Annotated in this window: 26 protein-coding genes; 12 read left to right on the top strand and 14 right to left on the bottom strand. The window is 64.9% G+C overall.

Going from position 1 to position 25488, the window contains the following annotated elements; all coding sequences use genetic code 11:
• The first annotated feature begins 23 nt into the window (after positions 1-23).
• Genes OKW26_RS30480 through OKW26_RS30470 form a run of 3 tightly spaced genes read left to right on the top strand, consistent with a single transcriptional unit; the run spans position 24 to position 3422 of the window.
• The gene (locus OKW26_RS30480) at positions 24-1112 is read left to right on the top strand and encodes an alcohol dehydrogenase catalytic domain-containing protein (RefSeq protein ID WP_090801663.1); all 1089 of its coding nucleotides are present in this window, start codon (positions 24-26) and stop codon (positions 1110-1112) included.
• A gap of 31 nt (positions 1113-1143) precedes the next feature.
• Positions 1144-2688 carry an FGGY-family carbohydrate kinase gene (locus OKW26_RS30475; RefSeq protein ID WP_429356082.1) on the top strand — a complete coding sequence of 515 codons (1545 nt, stop codon included), beginning with the start codon at positions 1144-1146 and terminating at the stop codon, positions 2686-2688.
• Entirely contained in the window at positions 2685-3422 is a 738-nt protein-coding gene (locus OKW26_RS30470; protein ID WP_429356081.1) for an SDR family oxidoreductase, read from the top strand. The genes OKW26_RS30475 and OKW26_RS30470 overlap by 4 nt, the downstream gene beginning before the upstream one ends.
• Before the next feature lie 93 nt (positions 3423-3515).
• Here the strand turns inward: OKW26_RS30470 and OKW26_RS30465 are convergent, their stop codons facing one another.
• The 4 genes from OKW26_RS30465 to kynB form a co-directional block, all read right to left on the bottom strand.
• Positions 3516-3887 carry a contact-dependent growth inhibition system immunity protein gene (locus OKW26_RS30465; protein ID WP_429356080.1) on the bottom strand — a complete coding sequence of 124 codons (372 nt, stop codon included), beginning with the start codon at positions 3885-3887 and terminating at the stop codon, positions 3516-3518.
• Between the two features lie 159 nt (positions 3888-4046).
• Positions 4047-4973, bottom strand: coding sequence for a tryptophan 2,3-dioxygenase (gene kynA, locus OKW26_RS30460; protein ID WP_429356079.1), 927 nt, complete (start codon positions 4971-4973; stop codon positions 4047-4049).
• A 10-nt stretch (positions 4974-4983) separates the two neighbouring features.
• Positions 4984-6234: a kynureninase gene (gene kynU / locus OKW26_RS30455; protein WP_429356078.1), complete on the bottom strand. Its 1251-nt coding sequence runs from the start codon at positions 6232-6234 to the stop codon at positions 4984-4986.
• The gene (kynB, locus tag OKW26_RS30450) at positions 6221-6925 is read right to left on the bottom strand and encodes an arylformamidase (protein WP_090801656.1); all 705 of its coding nucleotides are present in this window, start codon (positions 6923-6925) and stop codon (positions 6221-6223) included. Before kynB ends, kynU begins: the two co-directional genes overlap by 14 nt.
• Before the next feature lie 130 nt (positions 6926-7055).
• Between kynB and OKW26_RS30445 the strand changes: the two genes are divergently transcribed.
• On the top strand, positions 7056-7577 hold the full coding sequence (locus OKW26_RS30445) for an Lrp/AsnC family transcriptional regulator (RefSeq protein WP_090801655.1): 522 nt from the start codon (positions 7056-7058) through the stop codon (positions 7575-7577).
• 73 nt (positions 7578-7650) lie between these two features.
• Here OKW26_RS30445 and OKW26_RS30440 read toward each other — a convergent pair whose 3' ends face one another.
• Positions 7651-8160 carry a flavin reductase family protein gene (locus OKW26_RS30440; protein WP_090801653.1) on the bottom strand — a complete coding sequence of 170 codons (510 nt, stop codon included), beginning with the start codon at positions 8158-8160 and terminating at the stop codon, positions 7651-7653.
• 499 nt (positions 8161-8659) lie between these two features.
• Here OKW26_RS30440 and msrA point away from each other — a divergent pair, with 499 nt between their 5' ends.
• Entirely contained in the window at positions 8660-9199 is a 540-nt protein-coding gene (msrA, locus tag OKW26_RS30435; protein WP_429356077.1) for a peptide-methionine (S)-S-oxide reductase MsrA, read from the top strand.
• 63 nt (positions 9200-9262) lie between these two features.
• On the opposite strand, the gene OKW26_RS30430 is transcribed toward msrA, so the two are convergent.
• The 3 genes from OKW26_RS30430 to pdxH all read right to left on the bottom strand — a co-directional run bounded on the left by OKW26_RS30430 (position 9263) and on the right by pdxH (position 12702).
• On the bottom strand, positions 9263-10600 hold the full coding sequence (locus OKW26_RS30430; protein WP_429356076.1) for a DUF72 domain-containing protein: 1338 nt from the start codon (positions 10598-10600) through the stop codon (positions 9263-9265).
• Between the two features lie 96 nt (positions 10601-10696).
• Positions 10697-11911: an SAM-dependent methyltransferase gene (locus OKW26_RS30425; RefSeq protein WP_090801647.1), complete on the bottom strand. Its 1215-nt coding sequence runs from the start codon at positions 11909-11911 to the stop codon at positions 10697-10699.
• Between the two features lie 149 nt (positions 11912-12060).
• Positions 12061-12702: a pyridoxamine 5'-phosphate oxidase gene (pdxH, locus tag OKW26_RS30420; RefSeq protein ID WP_090801646.1), complete on the bottom strand. Its 642-nt coding sequence runs from the start codon at positions 12700-12702 to the stop codon at positions 12061-12063.
• A 266-nt stretch (positions 12703-12968) separates the two neighbouring features.
• On the opposite strand from pdxH, the gene tcdA reads away from it, so the two are divergent.
• Positions 12969-13826: a tRNA cyclic N6-threonylcarbamoyladenosine(37) synthase TcdA gene (gene tcdA, locus OKW26_RS30415; RefSeq protein ID WP_429356075.1), complete on the top strand. Its 858-nt coding sequence runs from the start codon at positions 12969-12971 to the stop codon at positions 13824-13826.
• Between the two features lie 67 nt (positions 13827-13893).
• On the opposite strand, the gene trxA is transcribed toward tcdA, so the two are convergent.
• Both trxA and OKW26_RS30405 read right to left on the bottom strand, forming a co-directional pair.
• On the bottom strand, positions 13894-14742 hold the full coding sequence (gene trxA / locus OKW26_RS30410) for a thioredoxin (protein WP_090801643.1): 849 nt from the start codon (positions 14740-14742) through the stop codon (positions 13894-13896).
• A gap of 95 nt (positions 14743-14837) precedes the next feature.
• On the bottom strand, positions 14838-15713 hold the full coding sequence (locus OKW26_RS30405; RefSeq protein ID WP_429356074.1) for a pirin family protein: 876 nt from the start codon (positions 15711-15713) through the stop codon (positions 14838-14840).
• A gap of 166 nt (positions 15714-15879) precedes the next feature.
• Between OKW26_RS30405 and OKW26_RS30400 the strand changes: the two genes are divergently transcribed.
• Entirely contained in the window at positions 15880-16761 is an 882-nt protein-coding gene (locus OKW26_RS30400; RefSeq protein ID WP_184058243.1) for an EamA family transporter, read from the top strand.
• Between the two features lie 82 nt (positions 16762-16843).
• Here OKW26_RS30400 and OKW26_RS30395 read toward each other — a convergent pair whose 3' ends face one another.
• Together OKW26_RS30395 and tsaE are read right to left on the bottom strand one after the other, a co-directional pair.
• Positions 16844-18430 carry an N-acetylmuramoyl-L-alanine amidase gene (locus OKW26_RS30395; protein WP_429356073.1) on the bottom strand — a complete coding sequence of 529 codons (1587 nt, stop codon included), beginning with the start codon at positions 18428-18430 and terminating at the stop codon, positions 16844-16846.
• Positions 18424-19020 carry a tRNA (adenosine(37)-N6)-threonylcarbamoyltransferase complex ATPase subunit type 1 TsaE gene (gene tsaE, locus OKW26_RS30390; RefSeq protein ID WP_429356072.1) on the bottom strand — a complete coding sequence of 199 codons (597 nt, stop codon included), beginning with the start codon at positions 19018-19020 and terminating at the stop codon, positions 18424-18426. Before tsaE ends, OKW26_RS30395 begins: the two co-directional genes overlap by 7 nt.
• A 17-nt stretch (positions 19021-19037) precedes the next feature.
• On the opposite strand from tsaE, the gene queG reads away from it, so the two are divergent.
• Genes queG through xerD form a run of 3 tightly spaced genes read left to right on the top strand, consistent with a single transcriptional unit; the run spans position 19038 to position 21822 of the window.
• Entirely contained in the window at positions 19038-20348 is a 1311-nt protein-coding gene (gene queG, locus OKW26_RS30385; protein ID WP_429356071.1) for a tRNA epoxyqueuosine(34) reductase QueG, read from the top strand.
• A 50-nt stretch (positions 20349-20398) separates the two neighbouring features.
• Positions 20399-20869: a methylated-DNA--[protein]-cysteine S-methyltransferase gene (locus OKW26_RS30380; RefSeq protein WP_090801634.1), complete on the top strand. Its 471-nt coding sequence runs from the start codon at positions 20399-20401 to the stop codon at positions 20867-20869.
• Positions 20866-21822, top strand: coding sequence for a site-specific tyrosine recombinase XerD (xerD, locus tag OKW26_RS30375; protein ID WP_429356070.1), 957 nt, complete (start codon positions 20866-20868; stop codon positions 21820-21822). Before OKW26_RS30380 ends, xerD begins: the two co-directional genes overlap by 4 nt.
• Positions 21823-21855: 33 nt before the next feature.
• Here the strand turns inward: xerD and OKW26_RS30370 are convergent, their stop codons facing one another.
• Positions 21856-23418 carry a class I adenylate-forming enzyme family protein gene (locus tag OKW26_RS30370; RefSeq protein WP_429356069.1) on the bottom strand — a complete coding sequence of 521 codons (1563 nt, stop codon included), beginning with the start codon at positions 23416-23418 and terminating at the stop codon, positions 21856-21858.
• Positions 23419-23569: 151 nt separating this feature from the next.
• On the opposite strand from OKW26_RS30370, the gene ybaK reads away from it, so the two are divergent.
• Both ybaK and plsY read left to right on the top strand, forming a co-directional pair.
• Positions 23570-24061 carry a Cys-tRNA(Pro) deacylase gene (gene ybaK, locus OKW26_RS30365; RefSeq protein ID WP_090801630.1) on the top strand — a complete coding sequence of 164 codons (492 nt, stop codon included), beginning with the start codon at positions 23570-23572 and terminating at the stop codon, positions 24059-24061.
• 142 nt (positions 24062-24203) lie between these two features.
• Positions 24204-24839 (top strand): glycerol-3-phosphate 1-O-acyltransferase PlsY, encoded by a 636-nt coding sequence (plsY, locus tag OKW26_RS30360; RefSeq protein ID WP_184023064.1) that lies wholly within the window; start codon positions 24204-24206, stop codon positions 24837-24839.
• 93 nt (positions 24840-24932) lie between these two features.
• Here plsY and OKW26_RS30355 read toward each other — a convergent pair whose 3' ends face one another.
• Positions 24933-25418 carry a YajQ family cyclic di-GMP-binding protein gene (locus tag OKW26_RS30355; RefSeq protein ID WP_018421633.1) on the bottom strand — a complete coding sequence of 162 codons (486 nt, stop codon included), beginning with the start codon at positions 25416-25418 and terminating at the stop codon, positions 24933-24935.
• Positions 25419-25488: the final 70 nt, after the last annotated feature.

The raw sequence follows: 25488 nt of genomic DNA, 5'->3' as shown, positions 1-25488 counted from the left end.
CCCTCTTTTCGCAGGACCATGCAATGACGACTCAATCCGACCAGCAGAACATGACCGCCATCGTCTGTCATGCACCGAAAGACTATCGAGTCGAGCAGGTACAGAAACCACGCGCGCGCGCGCACGAACTCGTGATCCGCATCGCCGCGTGCGGCATCTGCGCGAGCGACTGCAAATGCCATTCGGGCGCGAAGATGTTCTGGGGCGGCCCGAGCCCATGGGTCAAGGCGCCGGTGATTCCGGGCCACGAGTTCTTCGGCTATGTCGAGGAACTGGGCGAAGGCGCGGCCGAGCATTTCGGCGTGCAGAAGGGCGAGCGCGTGATCGCCGAGCAGATCGTGCCGTGCGGCAAGTGCCGCTATTGCAAGTCCGGCCAGTACTGGATGTGCGAAGTGCACAACATCTTCGGCTTTCAGCGCGAAGTCGCGGACGGTGGCATGGCCGAGTACATGCGCATTCCGCCGACCGCGATCGTCCACAAGATTCCCGACGGCATCTCGCTCGAAGACGCCGCGATCATCGAGCCGCTCGCGTGTGCGATTCACACGGTCAATCGCGGCGATCTGCAACTCGACGACGTGGTCGTGATCGCGGGCGCGGGGCCGCTCGGTCTGATGATGACGCAGGTCGCGCATCTGAAGACGCCGAAGCGGCTCGTCGTGATCGATCTGGTCGAAGAACGGCTCGCACTCGCGCGCGAATATGGCGCGGACGTGACGATCAATCCTCGGAAGGACGACGCGCTCGCGATCATCCATTCACTGACGGACGGCTACGGCTGCGACGTCTATATCGAAACGACGGGTGCGCCGATTGGCGTGAATCAGGGGATGGACCTGATCCGCAAGCTCGGGCGCTTCGTCGAATTCTCGGTGTTCGGCGCGGATACGACGCTCGACTGGTCGGTGATCGGCGATCGCAAGGAACTCGACGTGCGCGGCGCGCATCTTGGGCCCTATTGCTATCCGATCGCGATCGATCTGCTCGCGCGCGGACTCGTTACGTCGAAGGGCATCGTCACGCACGGCTTTTCGTTGGAAGAATGGGACGAAGCGATCAGGATCGCGAACTCGCTCGATTCGATCAAAGTGCTGATGAAGCCGCGCGCGTGAATCTGGGGCGCGGCGTTTCAACGGAGACTCTATGAACTACGTCATCGGCGTCGATATCGGCACGCAGAGCACGAAGGCGCTGCTGGTCGACGAGCAGGGCGCGATCGTCGCGCAGCATGCGTCGAGCTATCAGCCCGATACGCCGAAGCCATTGTGGGCCGAGCAGTGGCCCGCGGTGTGGCTGAAGGCCGTGGTCGAATGCGTGGCCGCGTGCGTCGGCGACGCGAAGGCGGCCGGCATCGCGCCGGGCGCGATCAAGGCACTGTGCGTGAGTAGCCTGTACGGCGGCTCGGGCATTGCGGTCGACAACGACATGCGGCCGCTCGCGCCGTGCCTGATCTGGATGGACCGGCGCGCGACCGCGCAGGTCGACTGGGTGTGCGAGAACGTCGATCTCGAACGGCTCTATACGATCACCGGCAACGGCGTCGATAGCTACTACGGTTACACGAAGATGCTGTGGCTGCGCGAGAACGAGCCGGACGTGTGGGCGCATACGCGCTATTTTTTGCCGCCGAACGCATACGTGATCTACATGCTGACCGGCGAGGTCGCCGTCGATCACAGCTCGGCCGGCAACATCGGCGGCGTCTACGATATCGCGCGGCGCGACTGGTCGGACGAAGCGCTCGACATGCTCGGCATTCCCGCGACGATGATGCCGGAGCGGCTCGTCGAATCGTCGGAGGTGGTGGGCGGGCTGTTGTCGCAATGGACCGCGCAGCTCGGGCTCGACGCGGGCACGGCGATCGTCGCGGGTGGCGTCGATGCGGCGATGGCGACGTTCGCGGCCGGCGTCACGCGCGCGGGGCAGCACGTTGCGATGATCGGCACCAGCATGTGCTGGGGTTACCTCAATCAGCGTGTCGACGCACGGCACGGTTTGATCAGCATGCCGCACGTTTTCAACGGGCAGCACGACATCTACATATTCGGCGGCGCGATTACCGCGGGCGCGTCGGTCAGCTGGTATCGCGAGCAGTTCTGTCATGCGGAGATCGAGGCCGCGCGCGCGACACCGCATGGCGATCCGCATCGGCTGCTCGAAGAGAGCGCCGCGCAAGTGCCGGCTGGCGCCGACGGCGTGCTGTTCCTGCCGTATCTGATGGGCGAGCGCAGCCCGGTGTGGGATGCGAAAGCGAGCGGCGCGTTCGTCGGGCTGTCGCTGTTTCATACGCGCGCGCATCTGTATCGCGCGGTGCTCGAAGGCGTGTCGTTCGCGCTGAAGCACAACATCGAGGCGGGGCGCAAAGGCGCGCAATCGCTCGACGATAAGCTGATCGTGGTCGGCGGCGCCGCGCATTCGGACCTGTGGATGCAGATCATCGCCGACGTCACCGGCTATCCGGTCTACACGATCGAGCAGGACGTCGAAGCCGCGATGGGCGCCGCGCTGCTCGCCGCGCTCGGCGTCGGTCTCGTGTCGCGCGAAGCGGCGCAAGGCGGCTGGGTCACGCTGATCGAGCGCGCGCAGCCCGAGGCACGGCGCATGGCGCTATACAAAGAGCGCTTCGGCGTGTACACGGACCTCTATCCGGCGTTGAAGCCGGTCATGCATCGCTTGCAATCATCATGAACGCTACTTTCGATTTTTCCGGCCGCTCGATTCTGGTGACGGGCGCCTCCAGCGGCATCGGCCGCGCGGCGGTCGAGGCGCTGTGCGCGAGCGGCGCGTCGGTCGTCGCGGCCGCGCGCAACCTGAACGAGCTCGCGCGGCTCGCCGAGGAAACCGGTTGCGAGCCGTTGAGGCTCGACATCAGCGACGAAGCCGTGATCGACGAAGCAATGGCCTCGCTCGAACCGTTCGACGGTCTGGTGAATTGCGCGGGCATCGCGTTGCTCGAACGCGCGGTGGAAACGACGGCCGCAAGCTTCGATCGCGTGATGGCGGTGAATGCGCGCGGGGCGGTGCTGGTCGCGAAGCACGTCGCGCGTGGCATGCTCGACGCGGGGCGCGCGGGCAGCATCGTCAACGTGTCGAGCCAGGCCGCGCTCGTCGCGCTCGACGATCATCTGAGCTATTCGGCGTCGAAGGCCGCGCTCGATGCAGTCACGCGCGCGTTGTGCATCGAGCTGGGGCCGTACGGAATTCGCGTGAACAGCGTGAACCCGACGGTCACGCTGACGCCGATGGCGGTGCTGGCGTGGAGCGATCCTGTCAAACGCGATCCCGCTTTGCAGGCGATTCCGCTCAGGCGCTTTGCCGAATCCGACGAAGTCGCCGCGCCGATTCTGTTTCTGTTGAGCGACGCGGCGTCGATGATCAGCGGGGTGTGTTTGCCGATCGATGGTGGTTATACCGCGCGCTAGCGGGTGTCAGGCACTGTCGGTTGCCGGGTGAAATGGAAGTACACGGAGGCCCTACCAGACGGTGTGGGGCCGTCCGGCGGGAGGAAGTGCGGGCTACTCACTCAGAAGAAGACGCTTAAGCTTGTCGAGAAAAGCCTCGGTGGTCTGCTCCCACACGGTCGGATCGCACTGGTAGCCAAAGTTTTCCTCAAGTGCTGCGTCAAGGTTCCCCGCATGATCGCTCTTGAATCGGTCTATCTCGGCCACCGTCGCGTTAATCTCTTCCGGTGTGCATTCGCATGTAAAAGACAAAACCAATTCCTCAATTGTGTTTCCGAACAAGTCGAAATCTTCATGGAAGCGGCCACCAATCAATTGATACAAATTTTCGTATCTCAGATTGATCGACTGGCCGGATAGCACAGCCGCGAGTTGCTGAGCACTCAGTACAACCTTCAGTCCTTCGTCGTCATCGGCACCGGGCATATCGAAACACTCTGATGTTTTTATGGGGTTCCGATGCTGCCATGCTGACCATCTCTCAAGATTCGGATAACTCCGAACTTGCGTAATAGTGTTGGCTTGCTCTTTGTTCCCCGCCAGGATGCCAGGTTTGCCCGGGAAGTGCCTTACACGCGCTAACCGCTACAGCATCGTCCGCACGTGCCACAGCTCGGGAAACAGCACCACGTCGAGCATCTTGCGCAGATACTGCGCGCCGCTCGTGCCGCCGGTGCCCTGCTTGAAGCCGATGATGCGCTCGACCGTCGTCACGTGGCGGAAGCGCCACTGGCGGAACGCATCCTCCAGATCGACGAGTTCCTCGGCCATCTCGTACAGATCCCAATGCTCGGACGGATTGCGATACACCTCGAGCCACGCCGCTTCGACCGATGCATCATGTTCGGTCGGCTTCGTCCAGTCGCGTTCGAGCCGCGCGGGCGAAATCCTGAAGCCGCGGCGCGCGAGCAGCCTCACCACTTCGTCGTAGAACGACGGCGCTTCGAGTGATGCCTTCACTTGCGCGTACACGTCGGCGCGATGCGCGTGCGGCTTCAGCATCTGCTCGTTCTTGTTGCCGAGCAGGAATTCGATCTGCCGGTACTGATACGACTGAAAGCCCGACGAACTGCCGAGGTACGGCCGCATCGCCGTGTATTCGGACGGCGTCATCGTCGCGAGCACGCTCCACGCCTGCACCAGCTGCTCCATGATTCGCGACACGCGCGCAAGCATCTTGAACGCGGGCGGCAGGTCGTCGCGATGCACGGCCGCGAGCGCCGCGCGCAGTTCGTACAGCGCGAGCTTCATCCATAGCTCGCTCGTCTGATGCTGGATGATGAACAGCATCTCGTTGTGATCCGGCGACAACGGATGCTGCGCGTCCAGCACCGTGCCGAGCGACAGATAATCGCCGTAGCTCATCGACTCCGAAAAGTCGAGCTGCGCGTCGTGCCAGCTGCTGTCGGACGCGCTCGCGGACGGCGCCGACGCCGTCCGTCCGTGCCCGAACGGGCAGCCTTGTGCCGCCGGTTCTTCTGGCAAGCCCGGCGTGTGCATGTGATCGGTCATTCTGTCGTCCTCAGGTAACGGCGCCGCGCTGGGCGAATTCAGGAGCCCGCCAGGTCTCGCGGGTGAGCACGTCGCGCAAGATTTCGACGGCGTCCCATACGTCGACGAAGCGCGTGTACAGCGGCGTGAAGCCGAAGCGCAGCACGTGCGGCTCGCGATAGTCGCCGATCACGCCGTGCGAGATCAGCGCCTGCATCACCTCGTAGCCGTGCGGATGTTCGAAGCTCGCGTGCGAGCCGCGCTTCGCATGCTCACGCGGCGTCACGAGCTTCATTGGAAATTCGCTGCAACGTGTCTCGACGAGTTCGATGAACAGATCGGTCAGCGCGAGCGACTTCTGGCGGACCGCCTGCATAGACGTTTGCAGGAACACGTCGAGCCCGCATTCGACGAGCGCCATCGACACCATCGGCTGCGTGCCGCACAGGTAGCGGCCCACGCCGTTGTCGGGCTGATACGTCGGGTTCATCTCGAACGGCGCGCGATGCCCCCACCAGCCCGACAGCGGTTGCGCAAACCCGTTCTGGTGACGTCTGGGCACCCACACGAACGCGGGCGAACCGGGACCGCCGTTCAGGTACTTGTACGTGCAGCCGACCGCGTAGTCGGCACCGACGCCGTTCAGATCGACCGGCACCGCGCCCGCCGAATGCGCGAGATCCCACAGCGCGAGCGCGCCCCTGTCGTGAATCAGCTTCGTCAGCGCGGCCATGTCGTGCATGTAGCCGGTGCGGTAGTTCACGTGCGTGATCATCGCGATCGCGGTGTCCTCGCCGATCGCGTCGGGCAGTTCGGACGGATCGTCGACAAGGCGCAGCTCGTAGCCGCGATCGAGCTGCTCGATCAGGCCCTGCGCGATATACAGATCGCTCGGGAAGTTCGAGCGCTCGGACACGATCACGCGACGTTTCGGATCGCGCGCATTGGCGAGCCGCACGGCGGCCGACAGCAGCTTGAACAGGTTGATCGAGATCGTGTCGGTAATCACGACTTCGTCTTCGGCCGCGCCGATCAGCGGCGCGAGCTTGTTGCCGAGTCGGCGCGGCAGCGCGAACCAGCCGGCATTGTTCCAGCTGCGGATCAGTCCCTCGCCCCATTCGGCGGCGATCACGGTCTGCGCGCGCTGCGCGGCGGCGGCCGGCGGCACGCCGAGCGAGTTGCCGTCGAGATAGATGGTCGTCGGCGACAGCGCGAACTGTTCGCGCAGCGCTGCGAGCGGGTCGGCGCTGTCGAGCGCCACGGCTTCATCACGATGGTTCATGGTGGTTCGATGGGTTGGGTTGTCGGGTAGATCGCTCGCCGGGGAGCGTGGCTGAGCGCGAGCCGGGCAGTGCACGCAGCACCGCGCGCACCGGGCTCGCGTCGAGCGTGGTCAGCTTCAGCGGCAGCGCGATCAGCTCGTAGTCGCCGGGTTCGACCGCGTCGAGCACGATGCCCTCGAGAATCGCCATCCGGTGCGCGCGAATGCGGTGATGCGCATCCATCGTCTTCGATTCCTGCGGATCGAGCGACGGCGTATCGATGCCGAGCAGCGTCACGCCGCGCGCGGCGAGCAGGTCGACGGTCTCGGGCGCGACCGCGCAGAACGCACTATCCCACTCGCGCGTCGGCGCTTTTCTGTAAGTGCGCAGTAAGACTCGCGGCGGCAAATCGTCGAGCGAGCCGGCCAGATGTTGTGGCGTCACAACAGGCGACGCGCCGATACAGTCAATCACTCTGCATAAACCGAGATATGCGTCGAGCGGCACGTTGCCGATCGCGGCGCCGTCGACGTCGTAGTGCAGCGGCGCATCGGTATGCGCGCCGGTGTGCGGCGAGATCGTCAGACGCGCGACATTGACCGGCGAGCCAGCCTCCATGCGCCAGACGCGCTCGATGCCGACCGGCGTGTCGCCCGGCCAGACGGGCGTGGCGGTATCGACGGCGGGGGTGATGTCCCAGAGTGCTCGCATGGCGGTGTCGGCGGTTGGTAGCGATCTCTAAATGATAGAGGTCAAGCTGTGAAATGTGATTGCGAAAAAATCTCCTTACCAGCCGTGTCTTGGAACATAATTTGAGTCAAACAGGAAAGGGAGACCGAATATGAACGCGATCTCGCTCGACGCCACCGATTGCCGTATCTTGACGGTGCTTCAGCAGGAAGGACGGATCAGCAATCTCGACCTGGCGGAGCGCATCTCGCTCTCGCCATCGGCCTGTCTGCGACGCCTGCGTCTGCTGGAAGAGCAGGGCGTCATCGAACACTACCGAGCGTGCCTGAACCGCGAAGTTTTGGGGTTCGAGCTGGAAGCGTTCGTGCAGGTATCGATGCGCAACGACCAGCAGAACTGGCACGAGAGTTTTGCCGAAGCGTTGCGCGACTGGCCCGAAGTGGTCGGCGCTTTCGTCGTGACCGGCGAAACCCACTATCTGCTGCGCGTGCTCGCGCACAACCTCAAGCACTATTCGGATTTCGTGCTCAATCGCTTGTACAAGGCGCCGGGAGTGATGGACATCCGCTCGAACATCGTGCTCGAAACGCTGAAGGAAGATTCGGGCGTGCCGGTGTCGCTCGTGAAGAAGAACAGCGGGCACGGAGCCACGCATAGCGACCGTTCAGGATGATGAGGGCGGGGCGCGCCGTTTTCGACGCGTCCGACCGACAGGCGCTACAGACGCCAGGGAAGCGCCGCGCCGCTCAAAGCGGCTTCAGGCCGTGGAACTGCGCGCTCTGGAACACGAGCGGCAGCATGTCCGCGGCATTTTCATGCACACCGCAGCGCTCCACTTCGCCGACGAAAATCACGTGGTCGCCTTCCTCGTAGCGGCTGCGGTTATGGCATTCGAACCACGCGAGTGCGCCGTCGAGCACCGGCATGCCGCTGTCGCCCGCCGCGTGCGACACGCCCTCGAAGCGGTCGCCCTTCACGGTCGCGAAGCGCTTGCACAGATCGAGCTGCGTCGAGGCCAACACATTGATCACATAGTGACTGTTGGCGCGGAACACCGGCATCGACGCGGAGCGCGTCGCGAGACTCCACAGCACGAGCGGCGGAGAAAGCGACACCGAGTTGAACGAACTGGCCGTGATGCCGATCAGTTGGCCGGACGCGGCGCGCGTCGTAATCACGGTGACGCCGGTCGCGAACTGGCTGAGCGCCTGTTTGAACGCGGACGGGTCGAAGTTGGGTGGGCTCGCGCGCTTCATCGGGGCGAGGCCCCCGTCGCGCGCCGTGTGAAAGAACGACTGCAGCGCGAATCAAGGCGCGAATTGAAGCGTATACCCGCGCGGCGGGAAGCGGATGTTTCGAAAGTCATGGTGAAAATCGTTGATTTCCGCCAATTTTAACTGCAATCGCCGCGCGCGCCGCACCACGATGCGTGCGGCGCGTGGCAGCCGGGCGGTTGCAGCGACTATCGCCTCGAAAGGCTGCACCCGAAAATTTGCCGATCGTGCTGGATCGAGGCGCGGGCGCGGCGCTTGCGGGTGTGAGGCACGGTTATTCACACGTCGCGTGCCGGCGTTTCTATACTCGATATCTGCACGGCCGGATTTGCGGTCATTGCGCGACGGGTGCCTGACTCGTGCCTGACTGCGCCTTTCAGAACGCGTGTTCGGCCATATATTCGGATGCGGTGGCAGATACGGCGGCGCTACGCAGGCCGGCTGCCGATCATTGTGTGAATCTGATCCTGGAGTGAAGCTTATGAACGAGACAGCAACGCTCGGCGGTGGATGTTTCTGGTGCCTCGAAGCGGTGTATCTGGGCGTCGAGGGCGTCAATGCGGTGGAGTCGGGTTATGCGGGCGGTCACGCGCGCCATCCGAGCTACGAGCAGGTCTGCGACGGCGACACCGGTCACGCGGAAGTGGTCAAGGTCGACTTCGATCCGGCCAAGATCAGTTATCGCGAGATTCTCGACATCTTTTTCGCGATCCACGATCCGACCCAGCTGAACCGGCAGGGCAACGACGTCGGCACGCAATACCGCTCGGTGATCTTCACGCATTCCGACGCGCAGCACGAAACCGCGCTGCAGGCGATTCGCGAGATCGGCGAACAGCGCATCTACGACGGCAAGCTCGTGACCGAGGTGCTGCCGCTCGGCGACAACTACTGGCCCGCCGAGGCCTACCACCAGAACTATTTCGCGCAGCATCCGAATCAGGGCTACTGCTCGTTCGTGGTAGCGCCGAAAGTCGCGAAATTCCGCCAGAAGTTCGCGCATCGGATCAAGGCGGGTTAACGGCGCAGCGTGGGGATTGGAGTCGGCAACGGGCGGATGCGGGAGACCGCCCGCTGCTGTTCGTCACTGCGGTTCCTGTGCTCGCGATGACGCCTCGTCGCCGTTATCGCCGCGTCCCTGCGTGACACGCACGCAGGCTTCGACGATTTCTTCGGCCAGTTTCACGCAGCTGAGCGGCGCCGATCCCTCCGCCTTGTTGTTGACCGCGATCACGACCGGCTGACCAGCGAGCGCGTAACGCGCGGCCAGTTCGGCGAGCGACGCGCGCGTCGCCGGATCTTCGTCGACGAGCCGGTTGAACGGCTCGTACTTCGCCTTCGCCTGTTCGTACTTGAAACCGCCGTGCAGGCTCCAGCGCACGATCAGCGGACCGGCGGGCTCACCATCGAGCAGCGCGAGCGCCGCGGCCTGGCGCAGCGGATCGGGCATCCGCGCATGAATGCCGACGCAGTAGCGCACGCCAGCCGTCTTCAGCATGCGGATGAAGCGCGGCGTGAGCAGGCTCGCGTCGCGAATCTCGACCGCGTAGCAACTGCCGTCGGGCAGCCCGGGCAGCGCGTCGAAAAACTCCCCCAGTCGTTCGATGAATACCGCCGGCTGCGCGAGCATCTGATCCGGCAGCGGCGAGAACTGGAACACCAGCGCGCCGGCCTTTGCGCCGAGGCCTTCGAGGCAGGGCGTGACGAAATCGTCGATCGCCATCTGCGCGTTCAGGAAGCACGGGTTCAGCGACACCGGCTCGCCGCGCTCGGCGCGCACGGTGGCGTCGGTGATCGTCATCGGCGCCTTGACGATGAAGCGGAAGTGCTCGGGCACCTGCTGTGCGTAGCGCAGGTATTCGGTGACCGTCAACGCCTGGTAGAACGAGCGGTCGATGCTGACCGTCTTCAGCAGCGGATGTGCGCCGTACGCACTCAAGCCCTCGCGCGACAGTTTGCTGTTGCTGTAGTCGTCGCCGTAGACGATGCCTGTCCAACCCGGGAACGACCATGTCGACGTGCCGAGGTGGATCTGCGGCGGCAATTGCGCCGCGAGCGCGAGCAGCTCAGGCGAGGGCGGTTCAGCGAGCACGTCGCGGCTGCGGCGCTTTTTCGGGGCGTCGGCGGAGACCGGGGCGCAGTCTGGTTCAGGAGCGGGGCTGTCGGGCCGGGTGTCGTCTTCGAACAGCGACGCGGGGGCGTTGGAAATTGCGGTCTTCGGCGTGCGCTTGTGCTCTGGCCGCGCGGCAGCGCTTGCGGCCGAATCGGCTTCACGTGCGGACATGGCCGGCGCTTCAGCCGCGGCCTCCACCGGCATCCCGAACAGATCGAACTGCTGCGCGGCCTGATGCGCCGCATCGTCCGTGCTGCCGTCCTTGCTGTTTAACGGCTCTTCAACGTCACTCGTCCTGCTCTGGTCCATCAATGTCCGGCCTGCTGTTCATCAGAATTGCGCCGCGGCGCGCGCTCCATGCACGCCGCCGCGGCGCGACCGGTCACAAACCGGGTCACAGCCGGGTCACAGCGGTTTTTCGTACATGTAGCGGCGCGACCACGGCAGGGTTTTCGCGCTGCGGCCGGCTTTGCGGCACACCACCTGGAAAATCGACACGTCGTCGTTTTCGAACGCATACGCGCAGCCGGCCAGATACACGCGCCAGATGCGGAATTTTTCGTCGTCGACGAGCTTGCGCGCCTGGTCTGCGTGGGCTTCGAAATTTTCCGCCCAGATGTCGAGCGTGTGCGCATAGTGACGGCGCAGGCTTTCGACGTCAACCGGTTCGAGCCCGCCGCGCTGCATCGATTCGAGCGCGAGGCTGATGTGCGGCAGCTCGCCGTCCGGGAACACGAAGCGGTCGATGAACTCACCGCCGCCGAGCGCGGTTTCGCCGCTATCGGCGTCGCTCGACGTGATGCCGTGGTTCATCGCGATGCCGTCGTCGGCGAGCAGATCGTGCATCTTCTGGAAATAGCCGGGCAGGTTTTTGCGGCCGACGTGCTCGAACATGCCGACGCTCGTGATGCGGTCGAACTGCCCCTTGACGTCGCGATAGTCCTGCAGGCGGATATCGATCTGGTTTTCGAGGCCCGCCGCTTTCACGCGCGCGGTGGCGAGATCGAACTGGTTCTGCGACAGCGTGACGCCGACGCACTTCGCGCCGAACTTCTGCGCGGCGCGCAGCACGAGCGCGCCCCAGCCGCAGCCGATGTCGAGCAGACGCTGCCCGGGCTGCAGCTGGATTTTGGTCAGAATGTGATCGATTTTCTTCAGCTGCGCGGTCGCGAGGTCTTCGGTGCCGGTCTCGAAGTACGCGCACGAGTAGACCATGTTCTCGTCGAGCCACAACCTGTAGAACTCGTTCGACACGTCGTAGTGATACTGGATCGCTTTCTTATCCGACGTCTTCGAGTGATTGAAGTAGCGCCGCACGCGCGCGAGCTTGCCGGCGCTCGTCACGGTGCTGCGCGCGAGCTGATAGCCGATATTGATGATGTCCGACAGCTTGCCCTCGATGTCGATCTTGCCTTTGACATAGGCTTCGCCAAGATTGTCGAGGCTCGGTTCGAGCAGATAGGGCAGCGCGGTTGCGCTCTTCACGTGTAGCGTGACCCGGGGCGCGGCGAACTGCCCGAAGTCGTGTTGCTGACCGTCCCACAGCACGAGGCGTGCGGGCAGGTTAGCTGTGGTTTTGACATCTTCAACCCACTGCGCCAGCTTTTTCTCCCAGAACATGTGATCTCTCCGTGTTCGTTGATTTAAAGCAAAGCTATGTGGATCGCGACATGGCGCGGCGCATTCCGCGGGCCGCGCAACGCAATCCCGCCGACGCGCGCCGCTACGTTGGCGCCGCCGCCGGCCTCATTCGTCCGGTCATCGACCGGTCAGGGCGACAGGCGTGCGATCAGCCAGTTGGCGCTTTCTTCCGCGCGCGTGTAAAGCAGACGATCGTGCAGCCGAGACGGCCGCCCCTGCCAGAATTCGATCGCGTCGGGCACCAGACGGTAGCCACCCCAGTGCGGCGGACGCGGAGGATTTTCGCCGTATTGCAGGCTGATTTCGCGTTCGCGTACTTCGAGCTGCGAACGGCTTTCAATCACCTGACTCTGATTCGATGCCCATGCGCCGATCCGCGAGCCGAGCGGACGGGACGCGAAATACGCGTCACTGTCTGCCTCGCTCGTTTTGACGACGCGGCCCTCGATGCGCACCTGGCGTTCGAGTTCGATCCAGTGAAACAGCAGGCTCGCGTAGGGGTTCACGTTCAGTTCGCGGCCCTTGCGGCTTTCATAGTTGGTGAAGAATACGAAACCGCGCTCGTCGACGCCCTTGATGAGCACGATGCGTGCCGAAGGGCGGCCGCGCGCGTCGACCGTGGCCAGCGTCATTGCATTCGGCTCGGGCAGCTTGGCGTCGATGGCCTGCTGGAACCACGTGTCGAATTGACGGAACGGATCGTGGTTGACGTCGGCAACGTCCAGTGAGCCCAGCGAGTAGTTTTTTCGAAGCTCGGCGAGTGAGATCATATTCTTATGCGAACGCTACAGTGTGGGCCAAGTATAGCTAAGGCGTCAGGTTTTTGCGCGCGAGCGGAGCAACGTATGGCGCGGCGCATGTTGCGCCGGCGCAAGCCTGCAACATTGCGTCGCTGCTCGTGGTCCTGCGCGGCTGTTTTCACGTGTTCAGGCAAAATACGGGCTGCGCGCCCAATTTGCCAAAGCAATTTGCCCAGGCGATTTGCCAAAGCGCCGCCGCCTGCTTTGTTCCGCCTGTGTTTTCGAGCCCTGCCATCATGTCCAGCACCGCCGCGCAATCCGATCTTACTACCAGCCTCGACGCGAACGAAACCGCCGACCGCGCGCGCCGTTTCGGCGGCATCGCCCGTCTGTATGGCGCGCCCGCGCTCGCCGCATTCGAGGGTGCGCACGTCGCGGTGATCGGCATCGGCGGGGTGGGGTCGTGGGTCGCGGAGGCGTTTGCGCGCAGCGCGCTCGGCACGCTGACGCTGATCGATCTCGACAACGTCGCGGAAAGCAACACGAACCGGCAGATTCACGCGCTCGACGGCAATTACGGAAAACCGAAGGTCGAAGCGATGGCCGAACGCATCGCGGCAATCAATCCGTACTGCGAGGTGCGGCTGATCGAGGACTTCGTCGAGCCGGACAATTTCGCGGCCACGCTCGGCGGCGGCTTCGACTATGTGATCGACGCGATCGACAGCGTGCGCACGAAGACCGCGCTGATCGCATGGTGCGTCGAGCGCAAGCAGCCGCTGATCACGGTCGGCGGCGCGGGCGGTCAGCTCGACCCGACGCGGATCCGCATCGACGATCTCGCGCTGACGATCCAGGACCCGCTGCTGTCGAAGGTGCGCGGGCAGTTGCGCAAGCAGCATGGCTTTCCGCGCGGGCCGAAGGCGAAGTTCAAGGTGAACGCCGTGTATTCCGACGAGCCGCTGATCTATCCGGAAGCGGCCGTCTGCGATATCGATGAAGAAGCCGAGCACGTGAGCACGTCGCCGGGACATACGGGGCCGGTCGGCTTGAATTGCGCGGGGTTTGGCTCCAGCGTGTGCGTGACCGCGAGCTTTGGTTTTGCGGCCGCGGCGTTTGTGTTGCGGGAGCTGGCGAAGAAGGCGACGGTTTAGGTGGCAGCCCGGGCGGCGGTTTCAACCGCTCTGACCCAGGCTGCCATCGGGCAAAACATCACAATGATCAATATAACGACGCGCTCAGCCTGCGCCGCCACTGCGACACCAGCTCCGGCTGATGCGCGGCCAGATCGAACACCGACAACATCGTCTTGCGGCCGATATCGTCGCGGAACGCGCGGTCGCGTTGCACGATCGCGAGCAGATGTTCGAGCGCCTGCGCGTATTTGCGTCGCGCGATAAACGCATTCGCGAGATCGAAGCGTGCTTCGAGATCGTCGGGGTGGCCGGCGACACGCGCTTCGAGCGCATCGGTGGGCGGCAGGTCCGCGGCGGCGTCCACCGCGTCGAGCCGCGTCTTGATCGCGTTGAAACGCGCGTCGATGCCTTGCGTGGTTTTCGGCGACAGCAGATCGACTTCGTTGCGGGCCTCATCGATGCGGTTGTCTTCGAGCAGTAACTCGATGCGGTCCATGCGCGCGTCGTCGAAGCCCGGGTCGTAAGCGAGCGCCGCTTGCAGCAGGTCGTAGGCGTCGTCGCGGCGGCCTTCGGCGAGCGCGGTCTGCGCTTCGATGCGCGCGGCCGGCGCCCCTTGCGGCACGAGCCGGTCGAGGAACTCGCGCAGTTGTCCTTCCGTCAGCACGCCGACGAACTGATCGACGGCCTGGCCGTCGGCGAACGCGATCACGTGCGGAATGCTGCGCACCTGGAAGTGCGCGGCCAGCTCGTGGTTCTCGTCCACGTTGACCTTCACGAGCTTCCATTTGCCGGCGGCTTCGGCTTCGAGCTTTTCGAGCATCGGGCCGAGGCTCTTGCAGGGGCCGCACCACGGCGCCCAGAAATCGACCAGCACGGGGGCCAGCATCGACGCCTTGATGACGTCCTGTTCGAAAGTGGCCAGAGTGGTGTCCATTGCGTCCTCGTCGATAGAAACGGTTTGTGAACAGGCGCTAGGTGGGGCCGAATCGCGCGAATTCAATGCCCACCCTGGCGCGCGGCCCGGCGCCGTCACTTGCGCTGCGGCAGCGGAATCCATTCGGTTTCGCCGGGCACGTGGCCCATTTCCTGATTGGTCCACGCGAGCTTCGCGGCTTCGATTTTCTCGCGCGAGCTCGCGACCAAATTCCATTCGATGAAGCGCTCGCCGTCGAGCTTCTCGCCGCCGAGCAGCATCGCTCGCGCGCCGTGCGTGCTCGCGAGCGTGACGGTTTCGTCGAGCGCGAGCACGGCCATCTGGCCCGCTTCGAGCGGCGTGCCGTCGATCTCCAGATCGCCCTCCACCAGATATACACCGCGCTCCTCGTGCTCCGGTTCGAGCGCGAACGCGCTGCCCGGCGTGAAGTCGGCGGCGACGTACAGCGTGCCCGAAAACGTCGCGACCGGCGACACCGCGCCGAACGCGGTGCCCGCGATCACGCGCAGCGTCACGCCGTTGCGCTCGACGACCGGCAAGGTCGCCGCCGCGTGATGCGCGAACGACGGTTCGGCGTCTTCATCGGCGAGCGGCAGCGCGACCCAGGTCTGGATGCCGTGAATCGTCTGGCCGCGCGCGCGGTCTTCCGGCGGCGTTCGCTCCGAATGGACGATGCCGCGCCCGGCCGTCATCCAGTTGACGTCGCCGGGGACGATCTTCTGCTCGGAGCCGAGGCTGTCGCGATGCATGATCGCGCCGTCGAACAGATAGGTGACGGTCGCGAGGCCGATATGCGGATGCGGGCGCACGTCGAGGCCGCTGCCGGGTTCGAGGGTCGCGGGGCCCATGTGGTCGAAGAAAATGAACGGGCCGACGAGGCGCGCCGCCATCGCGGGCAGCACGCGCCGCACGGTCAGATTGCCGATGTCGCGTAAGTGCGGTTTGAGGACGGCTTTGATCGAGGAAGTCATGGGCGGGCTCGACGGGAAAATGGAAGGAGACGGCTCGAATGGTCGATTCTACTGCGCGTCGCGCGCTGCCGAGGCAACGGCGCACGCTCGCCACGAGCGGGCGCAACGAAGCGAATTGGCGGCCTCCGTTACACTGCCAGATCGAACCATTTCTTTGGAGACCCGGATGTCGCCCAGGGACTTGCTGCTCGCGCTGATCGTCGTACTCGCGTGGGGCGTCAATTTCGTCGTGATCAAGGTCGGCCTGCACGGCGTGCCGCCGATGCTGCTCGGCGCGCTGCGCTTTACGCTCGCTGCGGTCCCGGCGGTGTTTTTCGTCAAGCGGCCGCAGATGCCGTGGCGGTGGCTGTTCGCCTACGGCGCGACGATCTCGTTCGGGCAATTCGCGTTCCTGTTCTCGGCGATGTACGTCGGCATGCCGGCGGGGCTTGCATCGCTGGTGCTTCAGGCGCAGGCGTTTTTCACGCTGATCTTCGCGGCGCTGTTTCTGCACGAGCGCTTCCGTTTGCCGAACGTCGCGGGTCTGCTGATCGCCGCGGCGGGGCTCGCGGTGATCGGCCTGCAAGGCGGCCACACGATGTCCGTCGCTGGTTTCCTGCTGACGCTGTGCGCCGCGTGCATGTGGGCACTCGGCAACATCGTTACGAAGAAGGTCGGCAAGGTCGATCTGGTCGGACTCGTCGTGTGGGGGAGCCTGATTCCGCCGCTGCCGTTTTTCGCGGCGTCGTTCGTGTTCGAAGGGCCCCGCGAGATCGCCGCCGCGTTGACTGGTATCAGCGCGCTGTCGATCTTCGCGATCGTCTATCTGGCGTTTATCGCGACGCTGGTCGGCTATGGCTTGTGGAGCCGTCTGCTGTCGCGCTATCCGGCGAGCCAGGTCGCGCCGTTCTCGCTGCTGGTGCCAATCGTCGGACTCGCGTCGGCGTCGTGGCTGCTCGGCGAGCAACTGTCTGCGATGCAGGTGGCGGGCGCGTTGCTCGTGATGGCGGGGCTCGCGGTCAACGTGTTCGGCGGCTGGGTCGTGCAGCGCTTGATACCGGCACGCTGAGCAACCGTTGCGCCACGGGTTGCGAGCGTGAATCACAAAACGGCCGGAGGGCCGTTTTGTGATTGGTTCGTGTGTGCCGACATCACGTCATGCGGCCCTTTGCGAGCGGCGGATTCGCCGCGAAATAGCGCTTGATGCCGGTCAGGATCGCGCTGGCCATCTTGTCGCGATACGCGTCGTCGTTCAGGCGGCGCTCTTCGTCCGGATTGCTGATGAACGCGGTCTCGACGAGGATCGACGGAATGTCCGGCGCCTTCAGCACCGCGAAGCCGGCCTGCTCGACCGAGCCCTTGTGCAGCTTGTTGATGTCGCCGATCTCTTTGAGCACGAAGTTGCCGTAGCGCATCGAGTCGCGAATCTGCGCGGTGGTCGACATGTCGAACAGTGCGCGATTCACGGTGGCGTCGGCGGACTTGATGTTGATGCCGCCGATCAGATCCGACGAATTCTCCTTGTTCGCCATCCAGCGCGCGGCCGCGCTCGACGCGCCGTGCTCCGACAGCGCGAACACCGAGGAGCCCTTCGCCTCGGGCGTCGTGAACGCGTCCGCGTGGATCGACACGAACAGGTCCGCGCCGACGCGGCGCGCTTTCTGCACTCGCACGTTCAGCGGCACGAAGAAGTCGGCGTCGCGCGTCATCATCGCGCGCATGTTCGGCTGCGCGTCGATCTTCGCGCGCAGCTTCTTCGCGATGTCGAGCGCGACGTGCTTCTCGTAGGTGCCTGCGCCGCCGATCGCGCCCGGGTCCTCGCCGCCATGACCCGGATCGATTGCGACGGTGAGCAGTCGCACGGTGTTGCTGCGGCTCGACTTCGGTGTGGTGAATGCGTAGGTGTCGCCGCTGTCGCCGAGGTTGTCGTTGTTGCTGTCGAGACCGCGTGCGGTGCTGTTGCTGTTGGCGTTGCCACCCTTGTTGCGCGCCAGTGCGGCAGGCGGCGCGGAGGGCGACGCCTGCCTGCCGGCAATGACCGGCGCGGACGGCGCCGTCGTGCCATGCGTGGGCGGATGCGGTACGCCCGCGGCGCCATTGCCGGCGCCACCGCTCTGCGCGTAGTGCTCGAAGAACGCTTCGCTGTTGTCGACCGGCGGCGCCGTGCCGGGGCCGGCAAGCGTCGCGGGCGGCGCGCTGTTTTCTTCGTTGAGTGCCTGCTGCTTGCGCTCGGTCTGCGCGAGCAGGTCCATCAACGGATCGGGCGCGACAGCCGGATACAGGTCGAACACGAGCCGGTACTTGTACGCGCCGACCGGCGGCAGCGCGAACACCTGCGGCTTCACCGAGCCCTTCAGGTCGAACACCATGCGCACCACGTGCGGCTGATACTGCCCGACCCGCACCGACGAAATCTGCGGATCGTTCGGCGTGATCTTCGAGACCAGCTCCTTCAGCGCCTGATCGAGGTCGAGGCCGTTCAGATCGACGACGAGCCGGTCCGGTCCCTGCAGCAGTTGCTGCGTGTTCTGCAGCGGCTGATCGGATTCGATCGTCACGCGCGTGTAGTCGCGCGCGGGCCACACGCGCACGCCGAGCACCGAGCTCGCAAACGCGAGACGCGGAGCGACGAGGCCGAGCACCAGCGTCGACGCACTGGCGCGCAGGATCTGCCGGCGCCGCCAGTTATGCGTTGCGCCCGCCGCCGATTCGATCGAATGGAATGGTTTGATTAACATCTTTCGAGACATGCCTTTCCTGATTCGCTATAAGCGCGTGCGACGAGTACGCGTGCGTCCGCGTTTGCGTCTGTGTTGCCGACGAGCCCGAGCAAGAAGACGAGATCCGGCACGCCGAGCAGCGCTCCCGCGCGTTGCGGCCATTCGACGAGGCAGACCGCGCCGCTGTCGAAATATTCGCGAAAGCCCGCGTCGGCCCATTCGGCCGGATCGGTGAATCTGTACAGATCGAAGTGATAGAGCGCGAGTTCCCCGGCGGGCCGCTCGAGCACATACGGTTCGACGAGCGTGTAGGTCGGACTGCGCACGCGGCCGGTGTGGCCGAGGCCGCGCAAGGTCGCGCGCACGAGCGTGGTTTTGCCGGCGCCGAGGTCGCCGACCAGTTGGACTTGCAGGCCGTGGAACGCGAGGCTGCTTACAGCGCCAGGCTGGGCTGGCTGTGCCTGATGCGAGGCCGCGCGCACGCTTTCGATCGCTTGTGCGAAGCGCGCGCCGAACGCCTGCGTGGCGGCTTCGTCCGCGAGCGCGACAGAGCGTTCGAGCAGCACGGGAGCGGACGGTAGGGGCGCGTGATCGGGATTGACAGGCATTCTCGTAAAATGGCGTGATGAACCGAAGTCCGAAGTCCCCTGTTTTCTGCACGCCCGCATCGGCCGATGATGCCGCGCGAGCTTCTGGCGCAACGTCCCGTTTCGACGAGGCGGCGCTTCGTGCGCTCGCGCTCGACATCAAGACGTGGGGCCGTGAACTCGGTTTCGGGGCGATCGGCATTAGCGATACCGATCTGTCGGCCGCCGAAGCGCCGCTTGCAGCGTGGCTCGAAGCGGGTTGCCACGGCGAGATGGATTATATGGCCAAACACGGCATGAAACGCGCGCGGCCGGCCGAGCTTGTGGCCGGCACGCGACGCGTGATCACCGCGCGCATCGCCTATTTGCCTGCGCAGACGCTGGGAGCAGAGGCGGCTGAAGGGGCGCATGAAGGGGGCCATGAAAGCGCGCCTGAAAGCATGCCGCAAGACGTAACGCAACCCGTCTCACGCGCCACACCCCGCGCGCGCGACTGGCGCGCGGCCGAGCACGCGCGGCTCGCGGACCCGTCGACGGCGGTCGTGTCGATCTACGCGCGCGGCCGCGACTATCACAAGGTGATGCGTCAGCGCCTGCAACAACTGGCCGACCGGATCGAAGCGGCGATCGGGCCGTTCGGCTATCGCGTGTTCACCGATTCGGCGCCGGTGCTCGAAGTCGAGCTTGCGCAGAAGGCCGGCATCGGCTGGCGCGGCAAGCACACATTGCTGCTGCAGCGCGACGCCGGCTCGCTGTTTTTCCTCGGCGAGATCTATGTCGACGTGCCGCTGCCGACCGACGCCGAAACCTCGCCCGAGGCCGCGCCCGAAACGCCGGGCTCGCATTGCGGCAGCTGCGCGCGCTGCATCGGCGCCTGTCCGACCGGTGCGATCGTCGCGCCGTACAAGGTCGACGCGCGGCGTTGCATCTCGTATCTGACGATCGAGCTGAAGGGCAGTATTCCGCTCGACCTGCGGCCGCTGATCGGCAATCGGGTGTACGGCTGTGACGATTGCCAGCTCGTGTGTCCCTGGAACAAGTTCGCGCAGGCCGCACCGGTCGCCGATTTCGACGTGCGGCACGGGCTCGATCGCGCGTCGCTGGTCGAACTGTTCGCGTGGAGCGCCGAGGAGTTCGATACGCGCATGCAGGGCAGCGCGATTCGCCGCATCGGCTACGAGAACTGGCTGCGCAATCTCGCGGTCGGCATGGGTAACGCGTTGCGCGCCGCGCCAGCAAGTCTCGACCTCGATGCCCGTGCCGCGATCGTGCTGGCTTTGAGGCAGCGATCCGACGATCCGTCGGCGGTCGTGCGCGAGCATGTGGAGTGGGCGCTCGAAGCGGCGTAAAGTCGTGGCAATTCGGTGCCGGCGATCTGGCACGCTAGAGGAGCAGGCACATGTTCAACGCAGTGATCGATGCGCCGTTCGGCAAAATCGGCATCCGGCTCGAAGGCGAAGCCGTGCGCGAGATCGTCTATCTGCCCGACTCGACCCCCAACGTCGCGCCCGACACGCCGCTCGCACGCGAGGTGGCCGAACAGATCGAGCGTTATTTCGAGCACGCCTCAGCGAAATTCGAGCTGCCGCTCGCCGAGTGCGGCACCGCGTTCCAGCGGCGCGTGTGGCAGGCGATCAGCGACATCCCGCCGGGCGTCGTGCTGACTTACGGACAACTCGCCAAGCAGCTCGGCAGCGTGCCGCGCGCGGTCGGCCAGGCGTGCGGCGCCAATTTCTTTCCGATCGTGATTCCGTGTCACCGCGTGGTGAGTTCGAGCGGCATCGGCGGCTTCGCGCACGATGGCGGCGACGGCTTCTTCCGCAACGTGAAGCGCTGGTTGCTCGCGCATGAAGGTGTGCCGTACGTATGAGCACGAGCACCACCACCAATACCGCTGTACACGTCGAAGACACAGCCGCCGCATCACCGCTGCCGCTGACCAGCTCCGCATCGATCGACGCCTTCTGCGACGCGCTGTGGCTCGAGCATGGCCTGTCGCGCAACACGCTCGACGCGTATCGCCGCGACTTGCGGCTCTTCTGCGAATGGCTCGCGCACACGCGCAACGCTTCGCTCGACACCGCGAGCGAAGCCGACCTGAGCGCCTACAGCGCGGCGCGGCAAAAGGACAAGGCGACTTCGGCGAACCGCCGGCTGTCGGTGTTTCGCCGCTATTACGCATGGGCGGTGCGCGAGCATCGCGCGGCCGCCGATCCGACCTTGCGCATCCGCTCGGCGAAGCAGCCGCCGCGATTTCCTTCGACGTTGAGCGAGGTCCAGGTCGAAGCGTTGCTCGGCGCACCCGACATCGACACGCCGCTCGGCTTGCGCGATCGCACGATGCTCGAGTTGATGTACGCGAGCGGCTTGCGCGTGACCGAACTGGTCACACTGAAAACCGTCGAGGTGGGACTCAACGAAGGCGTCGTGCGCGTCACTGGCAAGGGCTCGAAGGAGCGGCTGGTCCCGTTCGGCGAAGAGGCGCACGCGTGGATCGAGCGCTATCTGCGCGAGGCGCGCCCGGCGCTCCTCGGCCCGCGCGCGGCCGATGCGCTATTCGTGACGACACGCGCGGAAGGCATGACGCGCCAGCAGTTCTGGAACATCATCAAGCGACACGCGCAGGCCGCGGGCGTCCATGCGCCGTTGTCGCCGCACACGCTGCGGCACGCGTTCGCGACCCATCTGCTCAATCACGGCGCGGATCTGCGCGTCGTGCAATTGCTGCTCGGTCACACCGATATTTCGACGACGCAGATCTACACGCACGTCGCGCGAGAGCGGCTGAAATCGCTGCATGCGCAGCATCATCCGCGCGGGTGAGCACGACATGAAGCGCGCGGGTGCCCGCGCGCTTCACACGAACTCGCGTAACCGGTGCTTGAGAATCTTGCCGGTCGATGCGGCCGGCAGCGCCGCGAGCACCTTCAGCTCGGCTGGCCGCTTATACGGCGCGAGCCGCTCGCCGCACCACGCGATCAACGCCGCGGGCGTGACCGTCGCGCCGGAAACCAGTTCGACGAACGCGATCACCTCCTCGTTGCCCTCGACCGCGCGTCCGATCACCGCCGACTGCACGACCTGCGGATGCGCGTTCAGCACGTGCTCGACCTCGGCCGGATACACGTTGAAGCCCGAGCGGATGATCAGCTCCTTGCTGCGCCCGACGATATGCAACGCGCCGTCCGCGGCCTGCCGCGCGAGGTCGCCGGTCTTCAGCCAGCCATCCTCGGTGACGCTCGCGCGAGTCTGCTCGGGGTTGCGGTAATAGCCGAGCATCACGTTCGGCCCGCGCACCCATAGCTCGCCGATCTCGCCCGGCGCGGCTTCGGCGCCGTCGAGCCCGACGAACTTCACTTCGACGCCCGGAATGACTTCGCCGACCGAGCAATCGGCGCGCGGCGCGTCGACCATCGTCTGCGACACGGTCGGGCTGCTTTCGGTCATGCCGTAGCCGTTGTGCAGCGGCAGACCGTACACGGCTTCGGCCTGCGCCTTCAGCGCGGCGTCGAGCGGCGAGCCGCCCGAGTAAGCGAAGCGCAGTCGCGGCGCGGACCATGCGTGGCCGTGCGTGTGCAGATGTTCGAGCAGCTTCGCGTGCATCGCCGGCACGCCCTGGAAGATCGAGACGTGCTCGGTGGCGAGGGCGAGGCGCACCGCTTCCGGCACGAAGCGCGGCGCGAGCCGCAACGTCGCGCCCGCATGCAGGCTGCCGAGACACACCGACGCGAAGCCGTACACATGCGAGATCGGCAGCACCGCATAGACGACGTCGTCGGGCCCGACCTGGCGCAGCCGGCTCGACACGGCCGCGATGTACAGCAGATTGCGATGCGACAGCATCACGCCTTTCGGCGTGCCGGTGGTGCCGGTCGTGTAGATCAGCGCCGCGCATTGGCGGTCGCTGGCGGCTTCGACGGCTTCGGCTTGCACGCTGCTGTCCACCGCATACGACCATGCGCCGATGTCCGCCGACAGCGTGGGTGCGTGCGTCGCTCGATGCCGCTCAGCATGCTGGCGTGCGTCGAGCGAGCTTTCGAGCGCATACGCGACGACGCGCGGTTGCGCATGCGCGCGGATCGAATCGAGTTCGGCGGCCGACAGTCGGGCGTTCGACACGAGCGCCCACGCATCGAGCTTCGCGGTCGCGAACAGCAGCACGATTTGCGCGATGCTGTTCTCCGCGACGATCATCACGCGATCGCTGCCGCGCACGCCCCAGTCGCGCAGCAGCGCGGCGGCCGCATCGACGGCCTCGCGCAGTTGCGCGTTGGTCAGGCGGCGCGCATCTTCGATCAGCGCGACATGCCGCGGATCGCGTGCGGCGGCGAGCGCCGGAATGTCGCCGATGCGCGCGGGCAGGGCGGCGAGCAGCGCGGGGATATCGATCGTGGAACGGATGGATGAAGCCTGCTTCAACACTGTCTCCTCTTTACCAATTCGTGGCCCTGCGCGCAGTATCTCGCACCACGCCGGCATATTTTCGAACGATCGTGCCACAAGTGTCGAACCCGCACAATTGGCCATCCGGCAAATAGCCGTTGTGCAAACTCGCCATTACAATGCGCCGATGAGCAAATCCAGACATGTGTCGGAAACACCCGCCACGCAGCTGCTGCGCCGTCACGGCGTCACGTTCGGCGAGCATCCTTACGACTATGTCGAGCATGGCGGCACCGCGGAATCGTCGTGCCAGCTCGGCGTCGACGAGCATCACGTCGTGAAGACGCTGGTGATGGAAGACGAGCACGCGAAGCCGTTGATCGTGCTGATGCACGGCGATCGCACCGTCAGCACCAAGAACCTCGCGCGGCAGATCGGCGCGAAGCGCGTCGAGCCGTGCAAGCCCGAGGTCGCGAACCGGCATTCGGGTTATCTGATCGGCGGCACGTCGCCGTTCGGCACGCGCAAGCAGATGCCGGTGTACGTCGAATCGACCATTCTCGAGATGGACAAAATCTGGTTGAACGGCGGGCGGCGCGGCTTTCTCGTCAGCATCGAGCCGAAGGTGCTCACCGATCTGCTCGCGGCGAAGCCGGTGCAATGCGCGAGCGTGGACTGACGCCGATGAGCGGGTTGACGTTTGCCTGAATGTTTTTCGCGCGGACGCGTTCGGTAAAATGTGCGCCGCCCTGATTCGACGGGCATGCCCTGTTGCGGTTGGGGTATCGAATGTCAGACCGCGATCCTTATAAGAGTCCCAGATGCAAAACCTGATCGTCGCTGTCGTTGCCTATCTGATCGGTTCGTTGTCGTTTGCCGTGATCGTGAGCGCCGCGATGGGTCTCGACGACCCGCGCTCGTACGGCTCGGGCAACCCGGGCGCCACCAACGTGCTGCGCAGCGGCAGCAAGAAGGCCGCGATTCTGACGCTGATCGGCGACGCCTTCAAGGGCTGGCTGCCGGTATGGCTGGTCGTGCATTTCGGCGCGCGTTACGGGCTCGACGAGCGCGCGATCGCGATTGCGTCGCTTGCGGTGTTTCTCGGTCACCTGTATCCGATTTTCTTCCGCTTCAAGGGCGGCAAAGGCGTCGCGACCGCCGCGGGCGTGCTGCTCGCGATCAACCCGACGCTTGGCGTCGCGACCTTGCTAACCTGGCTGATCGTCGCGTTCTTTACGCGCTACTCGTCGCTCGCGGCGCTGTGCTCGGCGCTGTTCGCGCCGCTGTTCTACGTGTTTCTGTTCGGGCCGCGCATCGTCGCGCTCGCGGTTCTGGTGATGAGCCTGCTGCTCGTGTGGCGGCATCGCGGCAATATTGCGAAGCTGATGCGGGGGCAGGAGAGCCGTATCGGCGACAAAAAGAAGGCAGCCGGTCCGGCGGCGGGCAACGATCTTTGAAGTGGGCTGAGCGCTTCGCCCGGCCCGATGGCCCGATGCGAAGCGCTTCCGGGTCCGCGGGAGGCTCGTTGCAAGCTTGGCGCGTCGCGTCGCTTAGTCGCGGAAGTTGTTGAAGTCGAGCGGCGTGTCGGTCACGTCCTTGCGCAGCATCGCGATCACGCTTTGCAGATCATCGCGCTTCGCACCGGTGATGCGCACCGCATCACCTTGGATGCTCGCCTGCACCTTGATCTTGCTGTCCTTCACCAGACGCACGATTTTCTTCGACAGATCGCCCGAGACGCCCTTCTTGATCTTGATGACCTGCTTGACCTTGTCGCCGCCGATCTTCTCGATCTTGCCGTAGTCGAGGAAGCGCACGTCGACGTTGCGCTTGGCCATTTTCGACAGCAGCACGTCCTTCACCTGGCCGAGCTTGAAGTCGTCGTCGGCGTACGCGGTGATTTCGTTTTCCTTGTGTTCGACGCGCGCGTCGGACCCCTTGAAGTCGAAACGCGTCGAAATTTCCTTGTTGGACTGCTCGATCGCGTTCTTGACTTCGATCATGTTCGCTTCGCAGACGACGTCAAACGATGGCATTGCTTTCTCCCAATAGTGCGGCAGTGCGCGACACAGCCGGTCGGCTGAGCGCGAGGCACTCGCTATAATC

Origin of the sequence: Paraburkholderia sp. 32 (assembly GCF_050435345.1) — a bacterium.
Classification (GTDB): domain Bacteria; phylum Pseudomonadota; class Gammaproteobacteria; order Burkholderiales; family Burkholderiaceae; genus Paraburkholderia; species Paraburkholderia tuberum.
Note: the sequence above shows the minus strand (reverse complement) of the source record. Positions and strands in the feature narration are given on the sequence as shown.

What these genes read in the sequence shown, in the direction of transcription:
- kynU (WP_429356078.1), bottom strand. Translation starts at nt 6,234, where the DNA reads ATGAACCATCGTGATGAAGCCGTGGCGCTCGACAGCGCCGACCCGCTC.
- OKW26_RS30395 (WP_429356073.1), bottom strand. Translation starts at nt 18,430, where the DNA reads ATGTTAATCAAACCATTCCATTCGATCGAATCGGCGGCGGGCGCAACG.
- xerD (WP_429356070.1), top strand. Translation starts at nt 20,866, where the DNA reads ATGAGCACGAGCACCACCACCAATACCGCTGTACACGTCGAAGACACA.
- pdxH (WP_090801646.1), bottom strand. Translation starts at nt 12,702, where the DNA reads ATGATCTCACTCGCCGAGCTTCGAAAAAACTACTCGCTGGGCTCACTG.
- OKW26_RS30380 (WP_090801634.1), top strand. Translation starts at nt 20,399, where the DNA reads ATGTTCAACGCAGTGATCGATGCGCCGTTCGGCAAAATCGGCATCCGG.
- queG (WP_429356071.1), top strand. Translation starts at nt 19,038, where the DNA reads ATGAACCGAAGTCCGAAGTCCCCTGTTTTCTGCACGCCCGCATCGGCC.
- OKW26_RS30355 (WP_018421633.1), bottom strand. Translation starts at nt 25,418, where the DNA reads ATGCCATCGTTTGACGTCGTCTGCGAAGCGAACATGATCGAAGTCAAG.
- OKW26_RS30480 (WP_090801663.1), top strand. Translation starts at nt 24, where the DNA reads ATGACGACTCAATCCGACCAGCAGAACATGACCGCCATCGTCTGTCAT.
- plsY (WP_184023064.1), top strand. Translation starts at nt 24,204, where the DNA reads ATGCAAAACCTGATCGTCGCTGTCGTTGCCTATCTGATCGGTTCGTTG.
- tsaE (WP_429356072.1), bottom strand. Translation starts at nt 19,020, where the DNA reads ATGCCTGTCAATCCCGATCACGCGCCCCTACCGTCCGCTCCCGTGCTG.
- OKW26_RS30470 (WP_429356081.1), top strand. Translation starts at nt 2,685, where the DNA reads ATGAACGCTACTTTCGATTTTTCCGGCCGCTCGATTCTGGTGACGGGC.
- OKW26_RS30475 (WP_429356082.1), top strand. Translation starts at nt 1,144, where the DNA reads ATGAACTACGTCATCGGCGTCGATATCGGCACGCAGAGCACGAAGGCG.
- tcdA (WP_429356075.1), top strand. Translation starts at nt 12,969, where the DNA reads ATGTCCAGCACCGCCGCGCAATCCGATCTTACTACCAGCCTCGACGCG.
- msrA (WP_429356077.1), top strand. Translation starts at nt 8,660, where the DNA reads ATGAACGAGACAGCAACGCTCGGCGGTGGATGTTTCTGGTGCCTCGAA.
- OKW26_RS30425 (WP_090801647.1), bottom strand. Translation starts at nt 11,911, where the DNA reads ATGTTCTGGGAGAAAAAGCTGGCGCAGTGGGTTGAAGATGTCAAAACC.
- OKW26_RS30445 (WP_090801655.1), top strand. Translation starts at nt 7,056, where the DNA reads ATGAACGCGATCTCGCTCGACGCCACCGATTGCCGTATCTTGACGGTG.
- kynB (WP_090801656.1), bottom strand. Translation starts at nt 6,925, where the DNA reads ATGCGAGCACTCTGGGACATCACCCCCGCCGTCGATACCGCCACGCCC.
- kynA (WP_429356079.1), bottom strand. Translation starts at nt 4,973, where the DNA reads ATGACCGATCACATGCACACGCCGGGCTTGCCAGAAGAACCGGCGGCA.
- OKW26_RS30405 (WP_429356074.1), bottom strand. Translation starts at nt 15,713, where the DNA reads ATGACTTCCTCGATCAAAGCCGTCCTCAAACCGCACTTACGCGACATC.
- OKW26_RS30400 (WP_184058243.1), top strand. Translation starts at nt 15,880, where the DNA reads ATGTCGCCCAGGGACTTGCTGCTCGCGCTGATCGTCGTACTCGCGTGG.
- OKW26_RS30440 (WP_090801653.1), bottom strand. Translation starts at nt 8,160, where the DNA reads ATGAAGCGCGCGAGCCCACCCAACTTCGACCCGTCCGCGTTCAAACAG.
- ybaK (WP_090801630.1), top strand. Translation starts at nt 23,570, where the DNA reads ATGAGCAAATCCAGACATGTGTCGGAAACACCCGCCACGCAGCTGCTG.
- trxA (WP_090801643.1), bottom strand. Translation starts at nt 14,742, where the DNA reads ATGGACACCACTCTGGCCACTTTCGAACAGGACGTCATCAAGGCGTCG.
- OKW26_RS30465 (WP_429356080.1), bottom strand. Translation starts at nt 3,887, where the DNA reads ATGCCCGGTGCCGATGACGACGAAGGACTGAAGGTTGTACTGAGTGCT.
- OKW26_RS30430 (WP_429356076.1), bottom strand. Translation starts at nt 10,600, where the DNA reads ATGGACCAGAGCAGGACGAGTGACGTTGAAGAGCCGTTAAACAGCAAG.